Origin of the sequence: Bacillus vallismortis, assembly GCF_040784915.1 — a bacterium.
GTDB lineage: Bacteria > Bacillota > Bacilli > Bacillales > Bacillaceae > Bacillus > Bacillus subtilis_G.
In genome coordinates, this window is sequence record NZ_CP160797.1 from 571754 (window position 1) to 597681 (window position 25928).

Annotated in this window: 27 protein-coding genes and 3 pseudogenes; 20 read left to right on the forward strand and 10 right to left on the reverse strand. The window is 40.2% G+C overall.

Translation table 11 applies throughout. The features are described 5' to 3' along the window. The first annotated feature begins 1 nt into the window (after position 1). The 3 genes from ABZM97_RS02985 to ABZM97_RS02995 all read left to right on the forward strand — a co-directional run bounded on the left by ABZM97_RS02985 (position 2) and on the right by ABZM97_RS02995 (position 2721). Positions 2–1300 (forward strand): arsenic transporter, encoded by a 1299-nt coding sequence (locus tag ABZM97_RS02985; RefSeq protein ID WP_087993549.1) that lies wholly within the window; start codon positions 2–4, stop codon positions 1298–1300. Between the two features lie 24 nt (positions 1301–1324). After that, positions 1325–1744: an arsenate reductase (thioredoxin) gene (gene arsC / locus ABZM97_RS02990; RefSeq protein ID WP_087993550.1), complete on the forward strand. Its 420-nt coding sequence runs from the start codon at positions 1325–1327 to the stop codon at positions 1742–1744. Positions 1745–1938: 194 nt separating this feature from the next. Beyond that, positions 1939–2721 (forward strand): GNAT family N-acetyltransferase, encoded by a 783-nt coding sequence (locus ABZM97_RS02995; protein WP_367387192.1) that lies wholly within the window; start codon positions 1939–1941, stop codon positions 2719–2721. A gap of 72 nt (positions 2722–2793) precedes the next feature. Here the strand turns inward: ABZM97_RS02995 and ABZM97_RS03000 are convergent. Both ABZM97_RS03000 and ABZM97_RS03005 read right to left on the reverse strand, forming a co-directional pair. Further along, positions 2794–3060, reverse strand: a pseudogene (locus tag ABZM97_RS03000) (LytR family transcriptional regulator); the annotation flags it as partial. A gap of 46 nt (positions 3061–3106) precedes the next feature. Continuing rightward, positions 3107–4009, reverse strand: coding sequence for a DMT family transporter (locus ABZM97_RS03005; RefSeq protein ID WP_367387193.1), 903 nt, complete (start codon positions 4007–4009; stop codon positions 3107–3109). Between the two features lie 134 nt (positions 4010–4143). Here ABZM97_RS03005 and ABZM97_RS03010 point away from each other — a divergent pair, with 134 nt between their 5' ends. Next, entirely contained in the window at positions 4144–5592 is a 1449-nt protein-coding gene (locus ABZM97_RS03010) for a PLP-dependent aminotransferase family protein (protein WP_367387194.1), read from the forward strand. Between the two features lie 107 nt (positions 5593–5699). Here ABZM97_RS03010 and ABZM97_RS03015 read toward each other — a convergent pair whose 3' ends face one another. Beyond that, positions 5700–6323: a flavin reductase family protein gene (locus ABZM97_RS03015; protein ID WP_367387195.1), complete on the reverse strand. Its 624-nt coding sequence runs from the start codon at positions 6321–6323 to the stop codon at positions 5700–5702. 89 nt (positions 6324–6412) lie between these two features. Between ABZM97_RS03015 and ABZM97_RS03020 the strand changes: the two genes are divergently transcribed. Then, on the forward strand, positions 6413–7093 hold the full coding sequence (locus ABZM97_RS03020; RefSeq protein ID WP_087993553.1) for a helix-turn-helix transcriptional regulator: 681 nt from the start codon (positions 6413–6415) through the stop codon (positions 7091–7093). A 65-nt stretch (positions 7094–7158) separates the two neighbouring features. Here ABZM97_RS03020 and ABZM97_RS03025 read toward each other — a convergent pair whose 3' ends face one another. The 3 genes from ABZM97_RS03025 to ABZM97_RS03035 form a co-directional block, all read right to left on the reverse strand. Next, positions 7159–7602: a carboxymuconolactone decarboxylase family protein gene (locus ABZM97_RS03025; protein ID WP_087993554.1), complete on the reverse strand. Its 444-nt coding sequence runs from the start codon at positions 7600–7602 to the stop codon at positions 7159–7161. Positions 7603–7683: 81 nt separating this feature from the next. Beyond that, a complete protein-coding gene (locus tag ABZM97_RS03030; RefSeq protein WP_087993555.1) occupies positions 7684–7860 on the reverse strand; it encodes a hypothetical protein in 177 nt (58 codons plus the stop codon). Then, a complete protein-coding gene (locus ABZM97_RS03035; RefSeq protein ID WP_087993556.1) occupies positions 7857–8006 on the reverse strand; it encodes a hypothetical protein in 150 nt (49 codons plus the stop codon). The genes ABZM97_RS03030 and ABZM97_RS03035 overlap by 4 nt, the downstream gene beginning before the upstream one ends. A gap of 244 nt (positions 8007–8250) precedes the next feature. Here ABZM97_RS03035 and ABZM97_RS03040 point away from each other — a divergent pair, with 244 nt between their 5' ends. The 7 genes and pseudogenes from ABZM97_RS03040 to ABZM97_RS03070 all read left to right on the forward strand — a co-directional run bounded on the left by ABZM97_RS03040 (position 8251) and on the right by ABZM97_RS03070 (position 16218). After that, positions 8251–9474, forward strand: a complete 1224-nt coding sequence (locus ABZM97_RS03040; protein WP_367387196.1) for a sensor histidine kinase — start codon at positions 8251–8253, stop codon at positions 9472–9474. Then, the gene (gene ydfI, locus ABZM97_RS03045; protein WP_367387197.1) at positions 9467–10108 is read left to right on the forward strand and encodes a two-component system response regulator YdfI; all 642 of its coding nucleotides are present in this window, start codon (positions 9467–9469) and stop codon (positions 10106–10108) included. Before ABZM97_RS03040 ends, ydfI begins: the two co-directional genes overlap by 8 nt. Positions 10109–10224: 116 nt before the next feature. Next, complete coding sequence (locus ABZM97_RS03050; protein ID WP_367387198.1) at positions 10225–12396, forward strand: MMPL family transporter; 2172 nt, start codon at positions 10225–10227, stop codon at positions 12394–12396. A 138-nt stretch (positions 12397–12534) separates the two neighbouring features. Continuing rightward, positions 12535–12870 carry a metalloregulator ArsR/SmtB family transcription factor gene (locus tag ABZM97_RS03055; RefSeq protein ID WP_202329015.1) on the forward strand — a complete coding sequence of 112 codons (336 nt, stop codon included), beginning with the start codon at positions 12535–12537 and terminating at the stop codon, positions 12868–12870. After that, positions 12867–13004: a hypothetical protein gene (locus ABZM97_RS03060; protein ID WP_333516787.1), complete on the forward strand. Its 138-nt coding sequence runs from the start codon at positions 12867–12869 to the stop codon at positions 13002–13004. The genes ABZM97_RS03055 and ABZM97_RS03060 overlap by 4 nt, the downstream gene beginning before the upstream one ends. After that, positions 13001–15376: a heavy metal translocating P-type ATPase gene (locus tag ABZM97_RS03065; protein WP_333516784.1), complete on the forward strand. Its 2376-nt coding sequence runs from the start codon at positions 13001–13003 to the stop codon at positions 15374–15376. Before ABZM97_RS03060 ends, ABZM97_RS03065 begins: the two co-directional genes overlap by 4 nt. Positions 15377–15548: 172 nt before the next feature. Continuing rightward, positions 15549–16218: pseudogene (locus ABZM97_RS03070) on the forward strand (HAD hydrolase-like protein). A gap of 72 nt (positions 16219–16290) precedes the next feature. On the opposite strand, the gene ABZM97_RS03075 reads toward ABZM97_RS03070, so the two are convergent. From ABZM97_RS03075 to mneP, 3 genes are all read right to left on the reverse strand, one after another. Next, complete coding sequence (locus ABZM97_RS03075) at positions 16291–16980, reverse strand: DUF554 domain-containing protein (protein WP_087993560.1); 690 nt, start codon at positions 16978–16980, stop codon at positions 16291–16293. Between the two features lie 82 nt (positions 16981–17062). Further along, positions 17063–17884 carry a MerR family transcriptional regulator gene (locus ABZM97_RS03080; RefSeq protein ID WP_087993561.1) on the reverse strand — a complete coding sequence of 274 codons (822 nt, stop codon included), beginning with the start codon at positions 17882–17884 and terminating at the stop codon, positions 17063–17065. 207 nt (positions 17885–18091) lie between these two features. Beyond that, positions 18092–18985, reverse strand: a complete 894-nt coding sequence (gene mneP, locus ABZM97_RS03085; protein WP_202329019.1) for a manganese transporter MneP — start codon at positions 18983–18985, stop codon at positions 18092–18094. A gap of 487 nt (positions 18986–19472) precedes the next feature. Here mneP and ABZM97_RS03090 point away from each other — a divergent pair, with 487 nt between their 5' ends. From ABZM97_RS03090 to ABZM97_RS03120, 7 genes are all read left to right on the forward strand, one after another. After that, complete coding sequence (locus ABZM97_RS03090; protein WP_367387199.1) at positions 19473–20093, forward strand: nitroreductase family protein; 621 nt, start codon at positions 19473–19475, stop codon at positions 20091–20093. A 27-nt stretch (positions 20094–20120) separates the two neighbouring features. Next, entirely contained in the window at positions 20121–21059 is a 939-nt protein-coding gene (locus ABZM97_RS03095; protein WP_367387200.1) for a ring-cleaving dioxygenase, read from the forward strand. Between the two features lie 138 nt (positions 21060–21197). Next, positions 21198–21587: a DoxX family protein gene (locus tag ABZM97_RS03100; protein ID WP_087993565.1), complete on the forward strand. Its 390-nt coding sequence runs from the start codon at positions 21198–21200 to the stop codon at positions 21585–21587. 186 nt (positions 21588–21773) lie between these two features. Continuing rightward, positions 21774–22112, forward strand: coding sequence for a thioredoxin family protein (locus ABZM97_RS03105; protein WP_202329021.1), 339 nt, complete (start codon positions 21774–21776; stop codon positions 22110–22112). 363 nt (positions 22113–22475) lie between these two features. Continuing rightward, positions 22476–23075 carry a TetR/AcrR family transcriptional regulator gene (locus ABZM97_RS03110; RefSeq protein ID WP_367387201.1) on the forward strand — a complete coding sequence of 200 codons (600 nt, stop codon included), beginning with the start codon at positions 22476–22478 and terminating at the stop codon, positions 23073–23075. Continuing rightward, positions 23072–23416: a DoxX family protein gene (locus ABZM97_RS03115; protein WP_087993568.1), complete on the forward strand. Its 345-nt coding sequence runs from the start codon at positions 23072–23074 to the stop codon at positions 23414–23416. Before ABZM97_RS03110 ends, ABZM97_RS03115 begins: the two co-directional genes overlap by 4 nt. Before the next feature lie 149 nt (positions 23417–23565). Continuing rightward, positions 23566–24057 (forward strand): GNAT family N-acetyltransferase, encoded by a 492-nt coding sequence (locus tag ABZM97_RS03120; protein ID WP_367387202.1) that lies wholly within the window; start codon positions 23566–23568, stop codon positions 24055–24057. On the opposite strand, the pseudogene ABZM97_RS03125 reads toward ABZM97_RS03120, so the two are convergent. After that, positions 24050–24345, reverse strand: a pseudogene (locus tag ABZM97_RS03125) (HIT family protein). The gene ABZM97_RS03120 and the pseudogene ABZM97_RS03125 overlap by 8 nt on opposite strands. 383 nt (positions 24346–24728) lie before the next feature. Here ABZM97_RS03125 and ABZM97_RS03130 point away from each other — a divergent pair. Then, a complete protein-coding gene (locus tag ABZM97_RS03130) occupies positions 24729–25922 on the forward strand; it encodes an MFS transporter (RefSeq protein WP_202329023.1) in 1194 nt (397 codons plus the stop codon). Positions 25923–25928 lie beyond the last annotated feature (6 nt).

Consider the following 25928-nt stretch of genomic DNA (forward strand, 5'->3'; position numbering starts at 1 on the left):
ATTGACTTCAGTCATTTTGGCTTTAGCTATATTTTTATTCACTTTAGTATTGGTCATATGGCAGCCGAGAAACTTATCTATTGGATGGTCAGCCTGTGGAGGAGCTGCTTTGGCTTTAATAGCCGGAGTTGTCGATTTTCAAGATGTGTTAACTGTGACAGGGATTGTTTGGAATGCGACATTGGCTTTTGTGGCCATTATTATTATCTCGTTAATCCTTGATAATATTGGTTTCTTTGAATGGGCAGCGCTTCATATGGCTAAGGCTGCAAAAGGAAACGGTGTGCGCATGTTCATTTATGTATCTATATTAGGAGCTATCGTCGCAGCATTATTTGCAAACGACGGCGCGGCCCTTATATTGACGCCAATTGTATTAGCGATGGTCAGAGCTTTAAACTTCAATGAAAAATTAGTTTTTCCTTTTATCATTGCCAGCGGGTTTATTGCAGATACGACTTCGCTTCCGTTAGTTGTGAGCAATTTGGTCAACATCGTTTCAGCGGACTATTTTGATATTACGTTTATTGATTATGCATCCAGAATGATTGTCCCTAACTTGTTCTCATTACTGGCGAGTATCATTGTACTTTACCTTTTCTTCAGAAAAAGCATACCAAAACGTTATGATTTGACTGAGGTTAAAAGACCTGCAGAAGCAATAAAAGATCAAAATATGTTCAAACTATCATGGTATATCTTAGGACTGCTTTTAATTGGATATTTTGCAAGTGAATTTTTCTCTATTCCCGTATCAGTGGTAGCGGGCATCATTGCCATCTTTTTCTTAATTGCTGCACAAAAGAGCCCAGCCATTCATACAAAGCAAGTGCTGAAAGGAGCGCCTTGGGCTATCGTGTTCTTTTCGATCGGCATGTACGTTGTTGTGTACGGTGTCCGTAATGCTGGATTGACAGATATCCTTTCAGATGTGATTCAAGCCTTGGCTGATCAAGGGTTGTTTGCGGGTACGATTGGAATGGGCTTTATCGCGGCGATTCTTTCTTCCGTTATGAATAACATGCCGACTGTCATGATTGATGCATTGGCTATTGCCGGTACAGACACACATGGAATGATGAGAGAAGCGCTTATATATGCAAATGTTATCGGTTCAGATTTAGGACCTAAAATCACGCCGATTGGTTCCTTGGCGACACTATTATGGCTCCATGTCCTTTCACAAAAAGGTGTGAAGATTTCTTGGGGCACTTATTTTAAAACAGGAATCATTCTGACAATCCCGACATTATTTATTACACTTGTCGGCCTGTATATCTGGCTGATGATCATCCATTAATGTTTCAAAAAGGAGCAGATTAATATGTCAAAGAAAACCATTTACTTTTTATGCACTGGAAATTCCTGCCGCAGTCAAATGGCTGAAGGATGGGGAAAAAAATACCTTGGAGACAAGTGGAACGTGTACAGCGCAGGAATCGAGGCTCATGGATTAAATCCTAATGCTGTGAAAGCGATGAAAGAAGCAGGGATTGATATCTCCAATCAAACCTCGGATATGATTGATCCGAACATTTTAAACAATGCTGATTTGGTTGTGACTCTCTGTGGTGATGCAGCTGACAAATGTCCAATGACGCCTCCGCATGTAAAACGTGAGCATTGGGGATTTGATGATCCGGCAAAAGCACAAGGAACAGACGAAGAAAAATGGGCGTTTTTCCAAAGAGTGCGTGATGAAATTGGCGAGCGCTTAAAACAGTTTGCTGAAACTGGGGAATAAGTAATAGATATACTCAGCGTGTATTGTTCAACAGGTGTCTGCGAGCTAAGTGCAGACACCTGTTTTTTGGTTTAACTTGACTGTGATCCGTGAACTGTCCGCTTTAAAAGGAAAGTTATTTAGCTTGTGACAGAGGAAAATTGATTTTGTAAACAGAATCATGAAGGAGACGCTGTTTTAAAGGAGTTGTCAGTTTGCAGGAGTTAACAAAAGAAAAATATAACGGCATAAAAACAAGGTTTCATGAAAAAGTTTGCCCAACATTTGTCTATTCAATATTAGAACAAACGATTCCGGGAGTTGTTTATGTAGATGACCACACCTTCCCTAAATCATTTTTGATAGGGACTGAATCAGGAATTTACTTTATTGCGGGAGAAGAGGGGAATCAAGATTTTAATGATTTCATTGCTGAATATTATGAAAAACAAGCGAAATCAACAAAAAGATTTACCTTGTTTAGTTCTAGCGATACATGGGACAGAGTAATGAAAACAATCCTGAAAGACGAATTGAATCAAATGAAAAGAGTCGCATTTTCTTTTCAGCAAAAACCTTCTATAACGGAATTACAACTTCCAAAGGGGTTTGTTTTAAAAAGGATAGACGAAGACATCATCTCAAACAGCACGGAATTTAACAGAGCTTATTATGAGGAGTATTGGGATTCTGTCTCACATTTTTCATCAAAAGGCTTTGGGTTTGCCGTATTACATGGCAATCATGTTGTGAGTGAGTGTACCTCTATATTTTCAGGGCGTAATCGTGCGGAAATGGATATCTATACACTTGAAGAATACAGAGGCATGGGTTTAGCTTACTGTGTGGGAAATGAGTTTATAGATTTTTGTCTGAAAAATGGAATGGTGCCTAGTTGGGATTGTGATGTTAACAACAAATCCTCCTTTAGTTTAGCAGCAAAACTAGGCTTTAAGGCAATGACCGAATACTCTATTTTCTATTCTGGAAAATCGTAAAAACATTGATCTGAAAAAAGAGAGAAGAGATAAGCACTCTTCTCTACCTGAGTGAGCGGTTATGAATTTATTTTAAGGTTCCAGATGTAATTGCCGGCGAAGTTTTTTCGATAAGTCCTTTCTGTTTTCAACAGTGACAACATGATACCATAAGTGATCTGTTTTTTTATCCTCACCTTTTATTTCGATCTGTTTTACATATTGAACGGCTTTTTTATAAGAATGTTGAATATCGGTCATTTTATCCAATGTGAAGTTCGTTTGAATATTTTTCTCAAATGCGGTCAAAATTCCTTGATCGTTTTTTAATGATTTTAATTGTGCGCCTTCGTGAATAATTCGTTTTCGCGCTCAAAGAAGATACCAAATGATATCGGTATCTTCTTTATTTGTGTCTAAGAGCGTTTCGATACCATTTCATTTGATTTGATTTTAAATAGGTGAAACACACCCCGCCGACTGTAACCACTCCGCCTAGCAGAGAAATAAATGCGGGGATTTCACCTATCCACATCCAAGAAATGATCAACGTTAAAGCCGGTGTTACATAAAGTGAAAGGGTTGCTTCTGAAGCACCGACGACCGAAGTGACATATGCAAGGGCAAAGTAGGGCACAACTGTTGGCAATAAACCTAAATAAAATATAGACAATGTTGCGCTCATGGAAGCGTTTATTACTTCCTCGCCTAAGCCGGGCAGAAACACAAGCATAGGTAATGTTCCGCCCCAAATGGTGAATGTGACGAATGGAATAAAACCATATTTTTTTATATAACGGGGTTGGAAAACGAAGTAAATACTCTCCGAAAAAGCTGCCAGCAGAATAAAAAGTGTACCTTTCATTGAATATGTATAATCTCCTGCCCCAAATGCAATCAATGAAACACCTAATAAACTGATCATAGAGCCAATCCACTTAGCAATTCCAAAATGCTCACCAAAAAACAGACGAGAGAACATGGCAGAAAAAATTGGTGCCGTGGTGACGAGTAAGCTTGCAACTCCAGCACTAACAGTTTTTTCACCAATATTCAGCAAAATGTGATAGAGTGCAAAGCCTAAAAACCCTAAAAGAAAAATAACAGGTATATCTTTTATGTCAGGCCAGCGCATCTTAGTCAAAACAGCAAAAAGCAATAATGCCATAGAGCCGATTAACAAACGAAATAAAGCAAGGTGTTCGGGTGTGTAACCTTCTAAGCCTGCACGAATTCCCGGAAAAGCTGATGCCCACAAACCGATCATCAGACTGTTAGATATGATCATTTGAACTGTTTTCTTTCTCATTTTTTCCACTCCTCTTTACAAAAGCCAACCAGTTATTTTAATGTGTTTCTATACTAATAAAGATTTGCTAATAGGGCTTCAACCAGTTAAACAGATTTTGACCCAACCAATTTAGTTGTAAGGAGACTGCTTTCATGAGCTTTCCAGAAGAAAAAAAGATGAAAAAGCTTCCTAAGTACAGACAAATCGTTCACTTTATTAAGGAGAAAATAGGAAATGGGGAGTGGCCGATTGGAAGCAAGATTCCAAGCCAGCGCACGCTTGCAAAAGACTTTCATGTAAATCGAAGCACCGTGATTACAGCCTTAGAGGAATTGATGGCAGATGGGTTAATAGAAGGCAGAATGGGGAAAGGCACAGTTGTTATCAACAATACATGGACACTACTAGCTAAGAATTCTGCTCCTGATTGGGATCAATATGTAACCTCTGGAATTCAGCAGCCCAGCCAAAAAATCGTGCAAGAGATAAACCAATCAGAATCAAATACGGACCTTATACAGCTCAGTAAAGGCGAGCTTTCAACTGAAATTTTTCCTTTGCGAACTATGCAAGAGATGATGGGCAAGGTATCTCAAAACATGGAAGCGTTCGGATACGAGGAGCCAAAAGGATACTTTCCGTTGAGAGAGGCATTAAGCAACTATTTAAAAACCTTTGGAATCAATGCCTCACCGTCTTCCATTCTGATTGTTTCCGGAGCATTGCAAGCCCTGCAACTGATATCAATAGGGCTTTTGCAAAGAGGATCAACCGTTTATCTTGATCAGCCATCCTACCTTTATTCATTACACGTATTTCAATCAGCTGGCATGAAACTGACTGGGCTTCCTATGGATAATGAGGGACTTTTGCCGGGAAATCTTCAGATGACAAGAGGGGAACGGGGAAGGGCTATATTATATACAAATCCTTGTTTTCATAATCCGACCGGTATTTTAATGTCAAAAAAGCGGCGGGAAGAAATCCTTGCGGCAAGTGGGAATACACAGCTTCCCATGATTGAAGATGACATTTATCGAGAGTTATGGATCGATGAAGTTCCGCCCTATCCTATCAAAACAATAGATAAAAATGGGCATGTGCTATACATAGGCAGTTTATCGAAAACGTTAAGTCCGGGCTTGAGGATTGGATGGATCGTCGGTCCGGAACCCGTGATTGAACGTTTATCCGATATTAAAATGCAAACAGATTACGGATCTAGTTCGTTATCCCAGCGAGTAGCGGCAGAGTGGTTTACATCGGGTCAATACCAGCAGCATTTAGAAAAGGTCAGAAAGCAATTAAAGGTGAGAAGAGATTTGGCCTTGAGTGCATTAGAAACCCATTTGAAAGATGTTGCGACATGGAACATCCCAAAGGGAGGATTCTTTATCTGGATAAAAATATTGCCTACTATATCAATGAAATTACTTTATACGAAAGCCTTATCAAAAGGGATTCTTCTTAATCTCGGCAGTATCTATGCTCAGGAAAAAGGGAATCATGTTCGCTTATCATATGCTTATGCATCTCTTGATGACCTCCAAAAGGGGATTTATGAGTTGGGTTTGATGATCAAGAAGTTGGCAAGTATATAAACTTTATAGCCTTAAATGGATGTTTCACTAAAAAAGAGACCAAGCCTAATGATAGCTTGATCTGATAATCATAAGTCATGGCTCGGTCTCTAAAAAGGTAAAAATGGTCATGTTTCTGAACGAAAGGTCTTGCCTATTTCTCTTCCCAAGCCAAAATAATGTCTAAAATTATAGATAAGCGGACTCCATTTTGAAGGGTCGATATGGTTTTCGTTCAATATGATGCTTTCCTCGGCGTGAAAATGTAATGCCTGCGTCTCTACAATCGCAAAAGATGGTTCATATTCGGGAATTCGAATATGCTTTACTTCAGCTTCAATGTGAATAGGGCATTCTTTAATGCGTGTTGGTGATACTGTCTTTGATTGTAAAGGTGATAACCCTGCTGACTCGTATTTTTCTTTTTGATATGTAAATCCGAGCTGTTTCTTCAAATGCGGTATATTCTTTTTTCCGCTATAAGACGAAATTCTTTCAACATTTTCCCATAATTCCGGGCCAGGCAAGTTTATGACACATTCTTTGTGTCTATCTAAATTTTCAATGGCTTTTCCCCCTAGGCCTACTCCAAGGACAATATAGTTTCCGAGAGCCCAAGAAGAAGACATAGGACTAATATTAGTGGTACCATCCTCATTCAATGTCGTAAGAAGAAATGCTGAGGTACCATAATACATGATTCTTGGTTTAATTTCTTTAAAACGAAGAGTGTCTTGTTTTTCAATGTCCAATGCTTATTCCTCCTTGTCATCATGACATTCATATTGTAAAGGTTTAACATTTCAACTATCATCGAAATATGAATGTAAGGAGGAAAAACATGAATCCTAATATCGCAAAAATCTCTGCATTGTTATCTGATCCCTCGCGTTCTTCCATTCTTCTCACCCTAATGGATGGAAGGATACACCCTGCGGGAGAGCTTGCATATCTCGCTAACATTAAACCTCAAACCGCAAGTTTTCACCTGAAAAAATTGCTTGAAGAAGAGCTGATCAGCGTAGAGAAGCATGGAAGACATAGGTATTACAGATTGTCTGACTCAGATGCAGCAAACGTGATTGAGCAATTGCTTCTGATTGCCCCTAAAGCCAAAGTCACATCTTTAAAAGATTCAAAAGAGAAAAGTGACTTGCATTTCGCCCGCACCTGTTATGATCATTTGGCAGGTTATGTGGGCGTGCAAATCACTCATTCACTGGTTGAGCAGGGAATGTTAAAAAAAGCCGATTTAGACTTTGAGGTAACTTCAGAGGGTTCTTTGTTCTTTTCGAATTTAGGCATCAACGAAGAGCAGCAGCGAAATAAGCGGAGAGCATTTGCCCGCTGCTGTTTGGATTGGAGTGAGCGGCAGCATCATATTGCAGGAGCGTTAGGAAATGCCCTATTGGTGCGAATGTTAGAGGAAGAATGGATCGTTCGTATGCCTAAAACAAGAGCGATTAAGATGACACAAAGCGGGAGAGCGGCATTTGAGAAATACTTTAAAATGAATATTTAGGGAATTTTTTATTAAGGGAATGAGAAAGAAGGAGTAAGATTCGTTAAGAATCTTACTCCTTCTTATTATCTTGAAGTTGCTTGGTTCCCCATTGCAATAGAAATGCGATTCCAACTGTTTATTTGATTGATGATGAAAACAAGGTCAACGTATTGTTTTTCATCATAATGTTCACGCACTTGATGATACAGCGCATCGGGAACCCTTTTCGTTGGAATAAGCGTAATGTGTTCAGAGAGTTCGAGCGCTGCTTTCTCTTCAGGTGAATAAAAATCACATTCATTCCAAGCGTGTAAACAGTAAATTCGCTGTTCAGTTTCACCCATTTTGCGGGCATCGGAAGTATGCATATCTATGCAGAAAGCACAGCCATTTATTTGAGAAACTCTGATTTTGATTAGTTCTCTCGTCGTTCGGTTAATTGAAGATTGTTTCGTGTATTTCTCCATATCCATCATCATCTTCATACCTTCAGGTGCAACATCATAGTAGGACACTCTTTGGCTCATAAGGCAAGACTCCTTTCCTCAAGATACATTAGATTGTATTCCGATATTGATCATTTTACCAATAGTATGGCGTCTATTTCACTATCTTTTGGCAAGAAGCTGCTTTGAATAAAAATAGGGATAGCCAACAATGATGAGCGGAGCTGCTAATGCAAGCAGGATCCATGAGCCTGAGTGACTGTCTCTAATGACTCCAATGAATATACAAGTACCGATGAGAAAATATAATAAAACACCTAAAAACCAATACATATTCATTTCTCTTTTTCCTTGCAGGTGATCTGTGATTGAGTATTTTCGTCTTTTTCATTGCTTAACCTATCAGGGCGCTGATTTTTCAACACTTTTTCAGTCCAGATTCCTTTTCTTTTTAATGATAAAATTGTAAGATCAATCGATTTCAATGATGATCATTCCTTCAATATAGTGACTTCTCCATTATTGTAAATGGAAATTCGGAAAGATAAAACGTACATAAAGGCAGAACGCTTATGTACGTTTGGGCAATGATCATATGTTGGGAACATCTAACGGTTCACTGCATCTTTGTATTGTTGAGTTCTCTCTCTTCCTATAAAATGATGGGATAAATGTATGTCTGGTTCGAGTGTGTATCGCTTCTGTCAATGGAAAGGAAGTGGATGAGGTTTGCGTATAAGGTATCCTTTCGAAGAAAAATACTATTCACATGATAGACGGGCATTAAATATGCTTGCACTCAGAGTTCCGGGAATGGCTTTTATTCTCATGATCTATGTAGCCTCTATCGTGCTGCAATTTCTTAATGGGAGTTGGTCCATTTTATTGCTTCATGTGTTCACAGTATTGACCGCCATTTTTGCTTTGCTGCATTGGCATTCATATCGCTGGGTTAAGAAAAGGGTCATTCTATATTTTGTGCTGCAAGGTTTGATCACTTTTATACTGGCTAATGTCATGACTGGCTTCTTAGTGCTGATCATCATTGGCCTTTATGCATTTTTGATTGGACAGATTGCAGGAATGGCAGACAGAAGAAGGGCTTTCCTCATACTTTATTTATTCTTTCTGCTGTCAATCAATGTACTACATCAGATTCACAAAGGTGAATATTTGCATTTTCTTGTCATTGCCGTACCTATTATGATCGTGATTATTACTTATGCAGCTACATTATTTGCCCAAGTTGATGAAAAGATAAAAGCGCAGCTGACCCTTGAAAGGCTGGAGCTGGCTCATCAGCAGGTCGAACAGCTGACACTGCAAAATGAAAGGCAGCGTATGGCCCGGGACTTACATGATACGCTTGCTCAAGGGCTGGTCAGTTTAAATATGCAGCTGGATGCTATTCATGTTCATCTTACGAAAGGCAATACAGAGAGAGCAAAAGAAATCATTCAACAATCGATGAAAAGAGTGAGAGGCACATTAGCGGATGCTCGTTCAGCGATTGATGATCTGCGCAGCAAATCAGAAGAAATCGGTTTTTTAAAAGAAAGAATTACCTCACTGATGGATCATTTTCAAGAGTCGACAGGCATGGGCGGTTTTTTAGACTACAGATTACATCAGGTGTTAGACGTTCGTACAGCTGAAAACTGTTATTCCATCATTGGGGAATGTATAACGAATGCAGCAAAGCATGCTGAAGCAGAATCGATCTCGGTATCCATTTGGGATGATGATAAGGGGAGGCTCCATTTAACTGTCAAGGACAATGGCAAAGGATTTGATGTTGAAAAGAGCAAGAAAAAGAGAGGACATTATGGGCTTCTCGGCATACAAGAACGCGTCAGAGCAATGAAAGGCCATTTCAATATAAAGAGTACAAAATCTAAAGGAACACAAATTGAGATCACCGTACCAATTCAGGGAGAGATGCAAGATGAATAAGGTTTTAATCGTTGATGACCACCTTGTCGTGAGGGAAGGTCTGAAGCTTTTAATTGAAACGAATGATCACTACACCATCATAGGAGAGGCCGAAAACGGCAAATCAGCAGTCCGCCTTGCAGATGAATGTAAACCGGATATTATTCTCATGGATTTGTATATGCCTGAGATGAGCGGGTTAGAAGCCATTAAACAAATCAAAGAAAAACACGACATCCCCATCATTATTTTGACTACGTATAATGAAGATCACTTAATGATCGAAGGAATTGAATTAGGGGCGAAAGGATATCTATTGAAGGATACGAGTTCAGAAACCCTTTTTCATACAATGGATGCAGCAATAAGAGGAAACGTGCTATTGCAGCCTGATATCTTAAAACGTCTGCAAGAAATTCAAGTGGAGCGGATGAAGAAGCAGAACAGTCATACCCAGCTGACAGAAAAGGAAGTCATTGTTCTAAAAGCCATTGCTAAAGGTTTTAAAAGCAAAGCGATCGCCTTTGATTTGGGTGTGTCAGAGAGAACCGTAAAGTCCAGGTTAACGTCCATTTACAATAAATTAGGCGCGAATTCCAGAACTGAAGCAGTGACGATTGCCATGCAAAGAGGCATTCTGACACTAGACAACTAACATCCTATATTAGAAATTTGCCCAAACGTACATGCCCGAATGTACGTTTTTTTTATTTCATTGTCCACTACAATGAGAAGGAATATGATCAAGCAATGTGTTGAAAGGGGATTATCATGTCAAGAATGTTATATAAATTAGGAGGATGGGTTGCTCGCCATCGCGTAAAAGTAATATGTGCGTGGATCGTTGTGTTAGTTGCGTCGATAGGCCTTGCAATCACGTTAAAACCAAGTTTTTCTGAGGATATGTCCATACCTGACACACCTTCGGAAAAAGCGCTGGATGTGATTCAAAAAGAATTTCCTCGCGGCCCTGATAAAGGGAGCATAAGGGTGATTTTCGGTGCTGAAGATGGAGAGAAACTTACTGCAAAGACAGCGAAAAAAGCAATCGAAAATACGTTCAAGGAAATCAATAAAGATGATTCCGTTGACTCGATCGCAAGTCCTTTTGTGACAGGAACAATCGCGAAAGACGGCACGGTTGCCTATGCTGATATTAAGTATAAATCTTCAGCAGATGATATAAAAGATTACTCTATCAAACACTTAAAAGACAGTTTGAAAATTGCTGATGATGAGGGACTACAAACTGAACTTAGCGGAGATGTACCGGGAGCCGAAATGGAGATAGGCGGAGTGTCTGAAATTGTCGGCATTATCTTGGCTTTTGTCGTTTTAGCCATTACATTCGGGTCTTTATTAATAGCTGGTTTGCCGATTTTAACTGCACTGATTGGATTAGGAGTAAGCATTGGACTGGTTTTAATTGGGACACAGGTATTCGATATTGCTTCCGTCAGTCTTTCATTAGCCGGAATGATTGGCCTTGCTGTTGGGATTGATTATGCTTTATTTATTTTTACGAAGCACCGCCAGTTTTTAGGCGAAGGTATACAAAAAAATGCATCAATTGCGAGAGCTACAGGAACAGCTGGGAGTGCAGTTGTTTTTGCCGGACTTACTGTTATCGTCGCACTTTGCGGATTGACGGTTGTTAACATTCCTTTTATGTCCGCAATGGGGCTGACAGCAGGACTTAGTGTATTGCTGGCTGTTCTCGCTTCAATCACGCTGGTGCCTGCTGTCTTGTCGATAGCGGGTAAACGGATGGTTCCGAAAGCAAACAAGAAAAAAGAAAAACAAAGCGCCGAAACAAATGTCTGGGGACGCTTTGTCACAAAAAATCCTATCATGTTAAGTGTATGTAGCATTCTCATTTTGCTCGTCATTAGTAGCCCATCTATGCATTTGGAGCTGGGCTTGCCTGATGCAGGGATGAAAGCGAAGGATAATCCAGATCGCCGGGCTTATGACTTACTTGCCGATGGATTTGGAAAAGGATTCAATGGCCAGTTAACACTTGTAGCGGACGCCACAAGTGTGACAGGAAATAAGGCGGAAGCATTCACTGATGCAGTGAAAGAAATAAAGGAACTAGACCATGTATCAAGTGTCACTCCTGCAAGGCCTAATAAAGAAGGGAGCTTTGCCATCATTACGGTAGTTCCTACAACAGGTCCAAATGATGTAACAACGAAGGATTTGGTAAAGGATGTACGCAGCTTATCAGATAAAAACGGGGTAGATTTGCTCGTTACTGGATCGACTGCAGTGAATATTGATATTTCAGACCGCCTTAATGATGCGATACCGGTGTTTGCTGTACTCATTGTTGGTTTTGCGTTTGTATTACTGACAATCGTATTCCGTTCGTTGCTTGTGCCTCTTGTTGCTGTTGCAGGATTTATATTGACGATGACAGCCACTCTTGGAATCTGTGTATTTGTCTTACAAGACGGGAATCTGATCGACTTTTTCAAAATACCTGAAAAAGGGCCGATACTCGCGTTCCTGCCGATTTTATCCATTGGGATTCTGTTTGGATTAGCGATGGATTATCAAGTATTCCTTGTAAGCAGAATGCGTGAAGAATATGTGAAAACAAAGAATCCAGTCCAAGCGATTCAAGCTGGATTAAAACACAGCGGTCCTGTTGTCACCGCAGCCGGTCTGATCATGATATTCGTTTTCGCAGGATTTATCTTTGCTGGTGAAGCTTCTATTAAAGCCAACGGGTTGGCTCTTTCCTTTGGTGTGCTCTTTGATGCATTTATTGTACGAATGACACTGATTCCAAGTGTCATGAAGCTGATGGGGAATGCAGCCTGGTATTTGCCAAAATGGTTAGACAAGATTATTCCGAATGTAGATATAGAAGGGCATCAACTCACGAAGGAAATTCAGCCGGAGATCGATCAGGAACAAAAGAAACAAATCATGTAATAGAAAGCAGATCTTTTGCGAGATCTGCTTTTTTGTGATGAAAAGAGGTAACGATGATTGCCTAATTGACACACATATTAGGGATTGCTAATATGATAATAAACATATTAGGATTTTCTAATGTGAGGAGGAGAATACATGCAATTGCAAAATATCGATTTAGATATGAAAGTGAAGCTCATTCATGGTTTTTCTAATAAAACAAGAATTCAAATTCTTGAAAGTATAAAAAAACAGGAAAAAACGGTTTCTCAAATTGTAGAAGAAATAAAAGGAAACCAGTCGAACATCTCACAGCATCTTGCGTGTTTAAAAGGGTGCGGAATTATTGTGGGAAGAAATGAAGGAAAATACTGCTATTACAGTGTGAAAAACCATCATATTCGGGATTTATTAACCATGTTCGATGTTGTTCTCCAAGATGTTCAACATGATGTTGCCTGTTGTGAACGTCACATAGATGAGGAGGATTGAGTTGGCTGACAAATGTTGTCGTTCTACTAAAGAAACTGAATATAAAGAGAAAAATTGCAGCAGCCATTCATCGAAAGAAACAGGTAAATCAAGTTGTTGCCAGAGCAAATCACCCGCAGAGAATCATTCAGTGAAAACAAGTTGCTGCGGCAGTAAAGAGCAGCACACAGCAGAAAAAACAGAAACACTCCTGGACCCTCTTCCTTCCGGGGAGAAGAGGTCATACAGGATTCATGGGATGGATTGTCCTGCATGTGCAAAAACAATTGAAAAAGGGTTGCGTACATTAAAGGATATAGCTGATGTAAAGGTTCATTACAGTACTGCGAAAATGCAAGTGGCAGCAAGCAGCCAAGAAGCATTTAACCCAATTGCCAGTGAAATAAAAAAACTAGGGTTTTCTATTGAAGCTTTACATCAAGGGGACACCAAAACGTTTGATATTGAGGGAATGGACTGCAGCAGTTGTGCTAAGAGTATTGAAAACCATTTAAATGGTCTTCCTTCCGTTAAACATGTCACTGTCCATTTCTCCACTGGAAAAATGAAAATTGAACATTCGGGCAGTGTCAAAGATGTTATCAATGAGGTTTCAAAAATTGGCTATCAAGCTTCCCTGCAATCAGGTAAGAAATCGATACAGAAAAACAAAAATGAACAGCGTGTAGTCATCTTATCTGGTGTACTCATCGCCCTTGGTTTTATCGGTTCCTTTTATGGAATGCCTGCCATGATGTCAGCGGCGCTTTACTTTATCGCTATGGCGGTAAGCGGGTACAAGCCCGTGAAAAGTGCATACTATGCGATCAAAAGCCGTTCACTCGATATGAATGTTTTAATGTCAGCAGCGGCGATTGGAGCGGCTTTCATCGGGGAATGGCTTGAAGGCGCTACAGTTGTTTGGCTATTTGCCCTTGGCAATTACCTGCAAACGAAGTCAATTGAACGAACAAGAAATTCCATTCACCATCTTATGGAATTGGCACCATCAGAAGCCTGGGTCCAAGTTGGTTCAGAGCTGATGAAAAAACCAGTTGAAGACATAACCATCGGTGATATTATCGTTGTTAAACCAGGTGATAAGATTCCATTAGATGGTGAAATCACCCGGGGCGAATCCAGTGTCAACCAGGCTCCGATAACAGGAGAATCCATCCCCGTAGATAAGCAAATTGGAGATGCCGTATATGCTGGGACTATCAATGAACATGGTTCCCTTGAAATCAAGGTCACGAAGTTGATTGAGGATACAACCATTTCCAATATTATACACTTGGTTGAAGAAGCGCAAGAACAAAAAGCGCCAACAGAAGCCTTTATAGATAAATTCGCAAGTATTTATACACCAGTTGTGTTTATTCTTGCATTGGCGATTATGGTGTTTCCTCCACTCATTGGATTTGGCACTTGGGACGGGTGGTTTTACAAAGGGCTTGAACTTCTCGTTGTAGCTTGTCCTTGTGCTTTAGTGATTTCTACGCCTGTTGCCATCGTATCAGCTATCGGTAACGCTGCAAAGCATGGCGTTTTAATAAAAGGCGGAACATTTTTGGAAACCGCTGGGGCCATTTCTGCTGTGGCATTTGATAAAACAGGAACATTAACCGAGGGAAAGCCTAACGTATCTGACATTAAGGCTTTACACCTATCTGAGGAAGAATTGCTATCGATCGCTTTTACATTAGAGGATTACTCTGCACATCCTATTGCTAAATCAATCGTTGATTACGCCAATGAAAAAGGAATCCAGCCTCAACAGGGCGAGTTATTCAAGAATATCGTAGGAAAAGGCGTTCAAGCGGCCATCCAAGGAGAGATTTTTTACGCAGGCAATTTAAAGCTATTTGAACAAATGAATGCGGATGTAAAGGATGCGAAAAAATATATTCAAGAACAGCAGAACAAAGGCAGGACAGCCGTTATAATCGGAACCCAAAATCAAATCATCGGGATGATCGCTGTTTCTGACACAATACGGAAAACGTCAGCTTCAGCTTTACAAGCGTTAAAACAAAGCGGAGTCAAACAGACAGTCATGTTGACCGGAGATAATGAAGGAACCGCAAAAGTGATTGCTTCAGAAGCTAATGTCGATCGTTATTTTGCAGAATTAATGCCGGAAGAAAAAGTAGAGGCTATCAAGACATTACAAAAAGAAGGCCATAAGGCAGCAATGGTGGGAGACGGTATAAATGATGCGCCGGCACTCGCAGCAGCAGATTTGGGTATTGCTATGGGCGGTGCGGGAACCGACACTGCAATGGAGACAGCAGATATTATTTTAATGGCCGATCACCTTGATAAACTTTCCCATACGATGAAGGTAAGCAAAAAGGCTTTAGCTATCATTAAACAAAATATTTGGTTCTCCATCATGATTAAAGTCATAGCATTGATTTTCATCTTTCCTGGCTGGCTAACACTTTGGCTTGCTGTATTGAGTGATACAGGTGCCGCTTTGATTGTGATTTTAAATGCGCTAAGATTGCTGAATTATAAAGAATAGACCTTAAGAAATGATTTGATGATCGCCATATCACATATTGCTGATGTTATGTGATATGGCTGTTTTTTTACATATAAACTGTGATTTTACCTTTCTTTTTTTAAAAGCTAAAATGATCCTATTTCGTGGTAAGATTTAGAAGATAAAGTCGTGAGAAAAAGGAGAAGTCAATCTGGTGGAATCACTCTTTTTCGATATGGATGGAACGTTGTTTCAAACTAATACAATTTTAGAATGATCATTAGATGATGCTTTCGATTATTTAAGGTCACTTGGCCAATGGGATACAGCAACCCCTATTGAGAAATACAGGGAGATCATGGGTGTTCCTTTTCCTAAAGTGTGGAAGATGTTGTTGCCGCATCATCCAACGAATAAGAGAAAAGATAGATGCTTATTTTTTAGAAAGGTCAATAGCTAATATCAACCAAGGGAAAGGCGCATTATATCCTCACGTTGAAGAGATATTCAGTTATTTGAGAGACAACAATTATTCAATTTTTATAGCAAGTAATGGCTTAATAGAATACCTCAAAGCAATTGTGAGTTTTTATCAGTTGGACAGGTGGGTGACTGAAACGTTTAGTATTCAACAAATACATACACTGAATAAAGGCGATTTAGTAAACACTATCCTGAAAAAATACGGCATTCAGCAGGCGGCAGTTGACATAAATGCGGCTAAAGATAATGGTTTGATGGCCATAGGATGCCATTTTGATTTTGCACAGGAAGAGGAACTTGCTCAAGCTGACTTTGTCATCCATGACTTAATTGAGCTGAAAACATTGCTGCCAGAGCTGAAAAAAGGAGATTCAGTTTTATTCAACCGTCAAACTTAAAAGAAAGAGAGAGTCAAGCCATGAAACAGCATATGAATCTCCTTCCTTTAAGTGTGACTTTAAATCCTGTCATTAAAACCGCAATCCAAATACATGAATCACGAAAATGACAACAGGCGGGATCAATAGGGAGGGCAGCAGATTCAGCGTTTTAAATTTCTTGATTCCCAGAATGCTTAACCCTGAGCTGAGGATGAGTATACCTCCCACAATTGTGATTTCGTTTATAAGGTCTGTATTGATTGCGCTCTCCATTACTTTAGCAAATAAATAGATGGAGCCCTGCCAGGCAAATAACACAATGGCAGCAGCTGCTATTCCAAATCCAAAAGTCGAAGCGAGCACAATGGAGGTAATCCCATCTAACATACCGTTTGTCAGGAGGTACGTATAATTTTCATTCAGCGCGGCTTCAACAGGGCCCAATATTGACAGCGAACCTATACAAAATAATAAGATCGCAGTTGATAAACCTTCCGCTAAATTGCTTTTAGAGAATCTGTTCACCAGCTTGTTGAACCGTAATTCCAGGTTGATGATTTGGCCAAGCAAACCTCCAAGGGCTAAACTTACGATAAAAAGAATGGGGTATTTACTATCAGGCAAATGCTGTGTAAGGGCATTGATCCCCAGCCCGACAGCAGCGAACCCCATTGCCTGCATCAGGATATCCTGGTATTCGCCTTTAATGCCTTTTTTAAATATCCCTCCGATGACGCTTCCTGCAATGATCATAACTGTGTTAAAAATGGTTCCAAACATAAGTTTTCTCCTCCAATAACGCTTCCTGTATAAAAAATAAACCCTCAAGTTAGTAGAGAGTCAAGGGAGATTGAAAACATATTCATGAGATTGATTTGATTGGCAAGAGGATTTCAGTCACATAGTTGTCTAGATTATTCGTAATTCCATAATCAATGAGTGTAATTTCAATTGAGTCGGCTGCTACCTCATAATGATGTTCTTTCATGTATGCCAGCAACTTTTTGTAATAGGGTTCGGCTTCTGGATGTGATCCTTTAAACCTCATTTGCAGATATTCTCTTGAAGGGAAAATGGTTTCTGATAAAGTGTTTTCACTTTCATCTTCAAGAATCATGAATATACTGGAATATTTGTCAAACTGATTTGCTTTTACATGTGCTGCTGAAATGGATAAACCGATCTTGCCTATAAAGATATCCTCGTTTACATTCAGGCGGGTTCTCAATTCTGCTAATGAATGTTCGATATCATGGCCGAGAATATACTCATGCTCTAAATAAGCCACACGTAAGGCGGGAAGTTTGATTTTTGAAATGTGATCTAACGGCGTGTGAACGGCATCTTCTATTTGGATGATGCGGCGGGAGATCTTTTTCTCAATGCGTTCCAATTCTCTCTTTTTGCGATCAATTTCAGTCTGCTGGCTTTTCAGTATATGAATCAGAGTGTTTGTATTTTGAGAATTATAAAAGTGAAGAAGTTTATTGATTGGCAGGCCTAAAGCCCTCAAATACTTGATGGTATCCAGCCGCTCAAACTGTTGGGTGGAATAGTATCTATAGTTTGTTTGCTCGTCTTTATATTCCGGTTTCAAAAGACCGATTTCATCATAATACCTAAGAGCAGAGATTTTCACATTGAATAACTTTGAAACTTCTCCAATCGAAAAAAATTTCTTCATTCTATCAACCTTTCTGTTCTTTGATTGGTGAACTCTTTATATATATCCCACATTATATATGATGGCAGAGGCCTAAAGGTAAAGTTTGCGGCAAAATCAGGTTAGGGGCTGAGGATAGATATCAATCCGATATATTGTATGGTTGAAATTCAAAAAAGGCTGTCGAGAAAACCTCGCCAGCCTGGCTCCTTTATGAAAGAAGCTTTTCTACTCTTCAAAATAGGGGTTCACATGGATGAGCACTTCTTCCACATCTGGAAACTGTCTTTTGATTTCATTTCGGATTTCGCGGGCAATATCGTGTCCCTGCTTAATCGTCAAATCATGATCTAAAGATAAACGCACATCAAGCAATTTATAGTGGCCATGTTCTCTCGCGCGGATTCTATCGATTCGTTTTACTTGATCACATTCAAAAATAATCGCTTTATATTCCGCTATCAGCTTGGGATCAACACTTTTCTCCATGAGAACATCAACAGACGGCCTGATTAATTCCATTGAAATTTTAAAAATGAGGTAAGCCACGATCGCACTGGCAATTGCATCGGCGTACAACAGATAAGTCCATCCGCAGGTGTTCCCGATAATCGCCAATAGGACGCCGATAAAAGCGGCGAGAGAGGCAACGATATCGCCTTTATGATCGTATGCAATCGCTATAATCGCTTTACTGTTCCATTTTTCCCCCTCCTTGATGGAATAACGATATAAGATCTGCTTAGCTGCGTATGAAATCAGAGCTGCAAACAATGCGCTGTATTGTGGAACGCTTGGCCCTTCAACAAAGGACAGAATCGCTTCTATTAGGATATAAACGGATACGATCACTAAGATAATTCCTACAATCGCCTCACTAATGACTTCAGCTTTTCCATGACCAAACGGATGGTCTTGATCAGGCGGTTTATTGGAAATACCGATCACTGCCAGAACAGCAATCGAAGCAACGACATCCGCTGCGGAATGTATACCGTCTGCAAAAACGGCATCACTATCGCCTATAAGGCCAAAAAAGACCTTTCCGGCCATTAAGATCAGATTGGCTATTAATGCAATCAAAGCAACTTTTTTGCTTATTTGTTCTCTTTCACTTGCCATTTTTTCCTCCTGTAAAACTGCACAAAAAATAGGAGTGCTTGTTATTCACTCAACGTACCCTTTCTTGTGAAATCACTTCGCTTATCATACCAACTGAATTTCGAGTGGGTCTATAGCAACGTTGTTTCCTGTTTACTAATAAATAAGGTGGCAGAAAAAAAGTTGGAGCCGGGCTAAAAGCTAACAGAGAAAACCAATGCGTTATTGTGTAACAAGCTGTGATTAGCATCAATTAAAATTTTGCTTCAGTGAAAAATCCCCACCTGATTTTTAAAAACCTGTTGACATTAGACCATCTGTATTTTATTATTATCTCATATTCAAGATATTTTAATTCGAGATAAATAATTAACGATCAAGTGCAAACCTGAGTGTTGTTGAATAATGAAGAGATGTCACAAGCATTGTCTGTTCTTTTAAATGATATGCAAAGTGTTTTTTTATAAAATAATATCTCGAATTCGAGATAAAAAGAGGTGTATCGTAAATGGCTGAATTTTCACAGCTAGTCCATGAAAGAAGATCTGCAAGCAACTTCCTTCCAGATCATCCAATCACAAAAGAAGAACTCAATGAGATGTTTGAATTGGTTTCATTGGCTCCATCAGCTTTTAATTTGCAGCATACAAAATATGTGACGGTGCTTGACCCGGATGTGAAAGAAAAGCTGAAGCAGGCGGCAAACGGACAATATAAAGTGTTTAGCTCATCTGCGGTTCTTTTGGTATTGGGGGATAAGCAGGCATATCATCAAGCGTCTGATATCTATGAAGGATTAAAGGTGTTGGGGGTATTAAATAAGCAAGAGTATGATCACATGGTTCAAGATACCGTTTCGTTTTATGAAAACAGGGGAGAACCATTTAAGAGAGACGAGGCGATAAGGAATGCTTCACTTTCTGCGATGATGTTTATGCTGAGTGCTAAGGAAAAAGGCTGGGATACCTGCCCTATGATCGGGTTTGATGCTGAAGCCGTGAAACGGATTTTGGATATAGATGACCAATTTGAAGTTGTCATGATGATGACAATTGGGAAAGAAAAAACAGAGAGCAGGAGGCCGCGCGGATACCGGAAGCCTGTGAATGAGTTTGTTGAGTATATCTAAATAATAAACGTAAAGGAGCGGATAAATATGGCTAAAAAAACGATGGGAATCCATCATATTACAGCAATTGTCGGTCACCCTCAAGAGAACGCAGATTTCTACGCAGGAGTGCTGGGGCTTCGATTGGTCAAGAAAACCGTCAATTTTGATGATCCAGGTACGTATCATCTTTATTTTGGGAATGAAGGCGGGAAGCCGGGAACCATCATCACCTTCTTCCCGTGGGTGGGGGCCCGCCAAGGCATCATTGGAGACGGTCAAGTAGGCGTAACTTCTTACGTCGTGCCGAAGGGGGCTATGGCTTTTTGGGAAAAGAGACTTGAAAAATTCAACGTTCCATACACAAAAATCGAGCGTTTTGGAGAACAGTATGTAGAATTTGATGATCCGCATGGCCTGCATTTAGAAATTGTGGAAAGAGAAGAAGGAGAAGCCAATACTTGGACTTTCGGAGATGTAACACCTGAGGTTGCCATTAAAGGTTTCGGAGGTGCAACCCTGTTATCAGCACAGCCTGAAAAAACAGGTGAACTGCTAGAAAACATTATGGGGCTGGAACGAGTCGGCAAGGAAGGAGACTTCATTCGTTATCGTTCTGCCGGTGATATCGGAAATGTGATTGACCTTAAATTAACGCCTATTGGCCGCGGACAAATGGGAGCAGGCACGGTACATCACATTGCTTGGCGGGCTAACGATGACGAAGATCAATTAGATTGGCAAAGATATATTGCGTCTCACGGTTATGGTGTGACTCCTGTTCAGGATAGAAACTATTTTAATGCTATTTACTTCAGAGAACATGGAGAAATCCTGTTTGAAATCGCAACTGATCCTCCGGGCTTTGCACATGATGAATCACAAGAAACAATGGGCGGAAAATTGATGCTGCCTGTGCAATATGAACCGCATCGCACACAAATTGAACAAGGGCTGCTGCCGTTTGAAGTGAGAGAGTTAGATTGATTTTATTGAATGCTGACGCATGAAGAAAAATAAAAAGACATATAGTCAATAGATGATTGCTGGACGGTACTGGAGGCAAGAAATCAGACTGCTGCCTTTCAGCACATCATGTTACATCAAAAATAAGGAGAGATAAAAATGGAAGATGCAGGACTTTTGCTTATTCGTATTATGATTGGTGTGGTGTTTCTGTTTTATGGATCACAAAAATTATTCGGCTGGTTTGGCGGATACGGGATTAAAGGAACCGGACAATGGTTCGAGTCAATTGGGGTTAAACCAGGTAACGTCGCGGCCGCTTTATCAGGTCTTGGGGAATTAGTAAGCGGAATTCTATTTATTTTAGGTGTATTCCTCCCGCTTGGAGCTGCTATCATCACGATTATTATGTTAGGTGCCATCGTAAAAGTCCATGGAGCGAAAGGATTTGCGAATGGCGCAGGCGGTTTTGAATATAACTTGGTACTGATTGCAGTCTCCATCGGAGTTGCACTCATCGGTTCAGGGGCTTACGCTTTGCATTTTTAATACGCAAGTATGTAAGAACAGTTACTGGCAAGCGGTAACTGTTCTTTTGTTTTGGGATTTTCAAGCAAACTTGCGGGTACACCGTAAAGCAAAAAAGCGGATATAAAAAATATAAATGTGTATAGTGAGTGATACGTATCAATGAGCTTGGTCATGAAAGACAGGCCAATTTGAAGGAGTAATTTGATGAAAGAGATGACAGAATTACATTCATTAGATGCTATAGAGAATTTTATTACACAGCATCAATTCAGTTTTATCTATATATCAAGACCCGGCTGCACAGTATGTCACGCAGTTCTGCCGCAGCTCAGAATATTATTGGGGCAGTTTCCAAATATCACATTGGGGCATATCAATGCTGACGATGTAGAAGAGGTCGCCGGCAGATTTTCAGTCTTCACTGTCCCTGTGCTTCTTTTGTTCATTGATGGGACTGAGTTTTTGAGAGAAGCCCGTTTTGTTCATTTTGAACAGCTTGAAGAAAGGCTGAAAAGGGTTTATCGGTTATATCAAGATGAATAAAGTTTACGCAAGCCCCCTTTAAGGGGGTTTTTGTTCTTTGAAAGGGGACAATGTCATGCCGCCCTCTATGCCTGTTTTAAAGACTGAACACATGTGTTATGTCATCAAAACTCAATTTCAACAGCAATTGATCAGAGACAATCATCGAAACGGCAATTGCTCAGATCCTCAGCTAGATTCCTGCTGATTTCGATCGGTAACGGGATGGCTGTTTCAAAGATAAAGAAATCATGCATTGCAAGCAAAACCCTTGAATAAAGAAAGTTGGCAGTTTGAAATTCATTGACATAAAATCCAATGGCATGAAATAATACTCATAAATAATATTACTTTTGAGTATCTTTTTGTGGAGGATGATCCTAGTTGAAAAGCAAAAAAGGACGTAAAGGGGAAGAAAGCCGGAAACGATTACTCAAAGCAGCTGCCAATGATTTTGCGAGTCGGGGATTTCATGAGACGAAAGTAAGTGACATTGTGAAAAGAGCCGGACTGACGCAGCCTTCTTTTTATCTGTACTTTCAAAGCAAAGAAGCCATTTTTGAGGAGTTAATCACCGATTTTCACTCTCGTGTAAAAAAGCTGACAGAGTCACTTCTTCTGGAAAACGGATTAAATACGAAAGATGTGTCAAAACGGGTACTGCCCGCTGTGGAAACTGTTTTTCAATGTCTGGCTGAGGACAAGGATGTAACCAAGATCGGCTTTTTTCTGAACCCAGAAGCGAAACAAATGAAAAAAGACTTGGCGATGGTTTTGAAAGAGAACTTAGAAGCAGAACAACGGCTGGGGTATTTTCACTCCGAATTGGACATGGAAACGGTCGCTGAGTGTTTGATCGGCATGATTGTACATTTAACCGATTCATTTTTGTTAACCGGTATCAAAGATCCGGCAAGTCTCGCCGCACAGGTTGTGAATCTTTTAATATACGGGATGCTTCCGAACGGGCGTGACGTAAGATGATATCTATGATTATGAAAGCCAGTTTGGCAGTTTTTATGCTCGCGGGAGGCATCATAAAGGTGTTCCGCGTTCCCTTTCAAGTTGAGCACTGGCGGCATTATCAATATCCATTATGGTTTCTGACTGTTACTGGCATTCTGGAAATAGCCGGGGCACTTGCCATGACAGCGGGAATTTGGAATCGGTATGCAGCGTTGGGGGCAGGCGTGCTGTTTATCGTTCTCATGGCGGGAGCGGTTCATGCGCACATGTTTCGAGCGCGTCAATCGGTTCTCATGACGATGCCTGCGATGATTTGTTTGATTGCTTCTATCATGATCATTATTCGGGAGCTCATGTAATGTTTAAAAAGTCTTTTATTTTGATTTGCAGGAAATTGATTTCTCTTATCGAATGATAGAGAGTCAGAGGCTTATAACGGCTTATTTTTTATTTGTACGCAGTGATTGTCCGGCACCAGCTGGACTTTTTTTATAAGGAGGAATACAGAATGACGTTAACCTTGGAAGACATGACTGTGGAAGAGTTCGAGGCATTTCGCGGGATATCCGTGCAAAATTATGCGAAGCAAAACATAGCGTCGGGAACTTGGACGGAAAAAGAGGCGTTTGAGAAATCGGAGCAGGCATATGAGAAAATGATTCCGAATGGACGAAACAGCAGTAATCATTTCTTTTGGAACATCACAAATGAACAAGGGGAAGGGGTGGGCTGGCTCTGGCTGTATGCTGATCCGCACCATCCGCAGAAGGAAGCGTTTATCTATTCCTTTGGATTGTATGAAGCATTTCGCGGAAAAGGGCTGGCTCAATCGGCGCTTCAAACGCTGGATGAAAGAGCAAGAAAGCTTGGTGCGGAAAGACTTGCTCTTCATGTGTTTGCGCACAACGAGACAGCCGTCCATCTTTATCAGAAGATGGGCTATGCCATGACCAATATACGTATGCGGAAACAGCTGCACGGACCAAAGCCGCTTACTTAAGCGGTTCTCCAAACACAATATGCCAATGTAAATGTTTAGAGTCCTGGTAAGCTCCTAAATTGGTGATCACACGGCATGCGCCTTTTTCTTCCGTCACCATGGAAGCGACCTTTTGAATGACATCCATTAATTCAAGAACGAGGAGATATGCTTCTTGGGGACAGCCACAATATGGACTGGATAAAAAGGCTTCGTATGGTAGTAAGCCAATACGTTATCTGTCTCTAGAACCTTATGTACTTTCGTTTTGCCGCTAAATACTTCATCACAATAAAAGTCTTCAGTCATATGATCCATCCTCACTTTGGTTGTTTGATTGATTCTTCTGTCTCCTTCTGTTATTTACCTTCTTTTTTGTATCCATTTTACATGAATTGGGAATTTTGGTTCGTTAGATCAAGGGTTTTGATGTTTGAAAATATTAAGAAAAAAGGACAGCGTGTGCTGTTCTTTTTTATGTAATGAGGTGAAATTGTCAACATTCTATGGAGCTCTTCGGATGTAACGACTAATTTTAGTTCATTTGAACGAATCTGACTATTGTCAGTTTTTTTAGAGAGAAATAATTAAAAACAAATGTTTATCACAAATTTTTTAAGATTTAAAGTTTACAATCTGACTGTGGTCAGATAAAGTGAGTGTGATAGATCAAAAGAAAAGGAGAAGAACTGATGGAGTTACAGGCGAAAAAAATACACACTGCAAAAATGTGGTCATTATCATTTATTATTGTCACGCTTTCAAATGCATTTTTATTTATGGTGTTTGAAATGTTATTGCCGACATTGCCTTTGTTTGTTACTGCTTTAGGGGGTGGGGCAAAGCAAGTCGGGTTGGTTACAGGTATTTTTATGATATCTGCCATTGCCATACGTCCTTTTGCAGGGGTTTTGGCTAAACGATTTAACAAAAAATATTTACTTATATTTGGAATTGTTATCAGTGCCTGCTCGACCGGTGCATATTATCTTGCGTCAGATGTGAGCGTCCTATTGCTCATTCGCTTCATACATGGTGCCGGTTTTGGATTAGCAACTACTTATTTTGCGACGATTGCCGCAGAAATTATTCCGAAGGAGCGCCGAGGTGAGGGGATTGGATATTTTGGGGTAGGCGAAACAATTGCGGTTTCGATTGGACCGATGATTGGTATCGTGGCACTGGAGCTTTATGATTTTCAGAGACTTTTTCTAGGCGGGATGTCTATTCTATTACTGGCTGTGCTAATGGCTGTATTTGTGCGGAGGCGGTCTGAAGGAAAAGACGCGGCTGAAAAGGGAATGGTAAAGGTCAAGGTGTTAGAAAAACGTGTGCGGTTTCCTTCGTTTCTCATATTACTAGTCGGAATTGCTGCATCTGCGATCATGTCCTTCTTTTCACTCTATGCGCTGGAAAAGGGTTTCCGAAGTGTCGGAATGTTTTTCTTTCTGATTGCGGCCGCCAGTTTTTTTATACGCCTGATCTCTGGGAAAATGTTTGACCGGTTTGGGGCGGCTGCTGTCCTTATCCCCGCCTCAATATTCTCTTTAGCAGGGCTATCCATACTGTATCTTGCCCAAACCGATGCTATGTTTTTTGCTGCGGCGATATGTTACGGGTTTGGATTTGGTTCTATATTTCCGGCTATCCAGACATGGTGTATTAATCTAGTTGAAGAGCATGAACATGAGGATGCTATGGGGACATTCTTTAATTTTTTTGATATGGGAATTGGCGGAGGCTCGTTGTTATTAGGTGTAGTGGCAACGATCTATTCTTACCGGGAGATTTATATCGTTTCCATTTTGGTGTACCTGCTGTTTCTTTTATTATATATTTTATTTATCTATTCCAAGAGAAAAGAGAAAACGGATTTAAATAATTAGGGGAGG

Coding starts and splice junctions, on each gene's coding strand:
- ABZM97_RS03095 (WP_367387200.1), top strand. CDS start 20,121: ATGGCTAAAAAAACGATGGGAATCCATCATATTACAGCAATTGTCGGT.
- ABZM97_RS03105 (WP_202329021.1), top strand. CDS start 21,774: ATGAAAGAGATGACAGAATTACATTCATTAGATGCTATAGAGAATTTT.
- ABZM97_RS03090 (WP_367387199.1), top strand. CDS start 19,473: ATGGCTGAATTTTCACAGCTAGTCCATGAAAGAAGATCTGCAAGCAAC.
- ABZM97_RS03130 (WP_202329023.1), top strand. CDS start 24,729: ATGGAGTTACAGGCGAAAAAAATACACACTGCAAAAATGTGGTCATTA.
- ABZM97_RS03055 (WP_202329015.1), top strand. CDS start 12,535: ATGCAATTGCAAAATATCGATTTAGATATGAAAGTGAAGCTCATTCAT.
- mneP (WP_202329019.1), bottom strand. CDS start 18,985: ATGGCAAGTGAAAGAGAACAAATAAGCAAAAAAGTTGCTTTGATTGCA.
- ABZM97_RS03020 (WP_087993553.1), top strand. CDS start 6,413: ATGAATCCTAATATCGCAAAAATCTCTGCATTGTTATCTGATCCCTCG.
- ABZM97_RS03005 (WP_367387193.1), bottom strand. CDS start 4,009: ATGAGAAAGAAAACAGTTCAAATGATCATATCTAACAGTCTGATGATC.
- ydfI (WP_367387197.1), top strand. CDS start 9,467: ATGAATAAGGTTTTAATCGTTGATGACCACCTTGTCGTGAGGGAAGGT.
- ABZM97_RS03025 (WP_087993554.1), bottom strand. CDS start 7,602: ATGAGCCAAAGAGTGTCCTACTATGATGTTGCACCTGAAGGTATGAAG.
- ABZM97_RS03010 (WP_367387194.1), top strand. CDS start 4,144: ATGAGCTTTCCAGAAGAAAAAAAGATGAAAAAGCTTCCTAAGTACAGA.
- ABZM97_RS03050 (WP_367387198.1), top strand. CDS start 10,225: ATGTCAAGAATGTTATATAAATTAGGAGGATGGGTTGCTCGCCATCGC.
- ABZM97_RS03120 (WP_367387202.1), top strand. CDS start 23,566: ATGACGTTAACCTTGGAAGACATGACTGTGGAAGAGTTCGAGGCATTT.
- ABZM97_RS03030 (WP_087993555.1), bottom strand. CDS start 7,860: ATGAATATGTATTGGTTTTTAGGTGTTTTATTATATTTTCTCATCGGT.
- ABZM97_RS03115 (WP_087993568.1), top strand. CDS start 23,072: ATGATATCTATGATTATGAAAGCCAGTTTGGCAGTTTTTATGCTCGCG.
- ABZM97_RS03100 (WP_087993565.1), top strand. CDS start 21,198: ATGGAAGATGCAGGACTTTTGCTTATTCGTATTATGATTGGTGTGGTG.
- ABZM97_RS03080 (WP_087993561.1), bottom strand. CDS start 17,884: ATGAAGAAATTTTTTTCGATTGGAGAAGTTTCAAAGTTATTCAATGTG.
- arsC (WP_087993550.1), top strand. CDS start 1,325: ATGTCAAAGAAAACCATTTACTTTTTATGCACTGGAAATTCCTGCCGC.
- ABZM97_RS03075 (WP_087993560.1), bottom strand. CDS start 16,980: ATGTTTGGAACCATTTTTAACACAGTTATGATCATTGCAGGAAGCGTC.